The sequence below is a fragment of the Shimia sp. R10_1 genome, from assembly GCF_017744095.1.
GTDB lineage: Bacteria > Pseudomonadota > Alphaproteobacteria > Rhodobacterales > Rhodobacteraceae > Shimia.
In genome coordinates this window covers 1-1,265 of the sequence record NZ_JAGHQX010000034.1, presented here as the reverse complement: position 1 = coordinate 1,265, position 1,265 = coordinate 1, and the positions used below count along the sequence as shown (strand labels likewise).

Annotated in this window: 1 protein-coding gene; it reads right to left on the bottom strand. The window is 59.1% G+C overall.

Translation table 11 applies throughout. The features are described from left to right. The coding region (locus tag J7413_RS20400; protein WP_209101864.1) for an electron transfer flavoprotein-ubiquinone oxidoreductase at window positions 1-1,265 on the bottom strand (1,265 nt) is incomplete at both ends.

Below are 1,265 nucleotides of genomic sequence, written 5' to 3'. Positions count from 1 at the left end.
TCGCAGGTTTTGCAGTGCACACAGTTCTGGAAGTTGACCACAAAGCGGGCGTCTTTGCCCTCTTCTTCCACCACCTCATAAACCCCGGCCGGGCAGTAGCGCTGTGCGGGTTCTGCGAACTTCGGCAGGTTCACGGCCACAGGGGTTTCCGGGTTGGCCAAGCGCAGGTGGCAAGGCTGGCTTTCCTCATGGTTTGTCATGGAAAAGCTCACATTGGTCAGCCGGTCAAACGACAGTTTGCCATCGGGCTTGGGATAGTCGATCGGCTTGTGCTTGCTGGCCTCTTCCGTGGCTTCAGCATCGGTCTTGCCGTGTTTGACCGTGCCAAACAGGGAGAAGCCAAAGGTGTTGGTCCACATGTCCAGACCGCCCAGCATCAAAGATGCGGTCAGCCCCCATTTCGACCAGATCGGCTTCACATTGCGCACCTTCTTGAGGTCTTTGCCAATTGCGCCGGTGCGCACCTCCTCTTCATAGGCGCTCAGCTCATCGCCGGAACGCTCGGCCTTGATCGCTTCAAAGGCGGCTTCCGCAGCGGCCTTGCCAGACAGCATCGCATTGTGGTTGCCCTTGATGCGCGGCACGTTGACCATGCCCACAGAACAGCCCAGGAGCGCGACGCCCGGCGCCACCATTTTTGGCATGGACTGATAGCCGCCTTCCGAGATCGCGCGTGCGCCGTAAGCCACGCGTTTGCCGCCCTCAAGCAGCTTGGCCACCTTGGGGTGATGCTTGAAGCGCTGGAACTCCATGTAGGGGAACAGATGCGGGTTTTTATAGTTCAGGTGCACCACAAACCCCACATAGACCTGATTGTTCTCAAGGTGATAGATGAAGGATCCGCCGCCCGCATTGCTGCCCAGCGGCCAGCCCATGGTGTGGGTCACTTCGCCTTCATTGTGCTTCTCCGGGGCGATCTCCCAGATCTCTTTCATGCCCACGCCAAACTTCTGCGGCTCTTTGCCGTCCTGCAGATTGTATTTGGCGATCACCTCTTTGGCGAGCGAGCCCCGCACGCCCTCAGAGAGGAACACATATTTGCCGTGCAGCTCCATGCCGGGCTCGGTGCCGGGGCCATACGAGCCGTCTTCTTCCAGACCAAAGACCCCGGCCACCACGCCTTTGACTTCGCCATTGTCGCCATAGACCAGCTCAGAACACGCCATGCCCGGGAAGATCTCCACGCCCAGCTCTTCGGCCTGTTCCGCCATCCAGCGACAGACATTGCCCATGGAGACAATGTAGTTGCCGTGGTTGTTCATCAG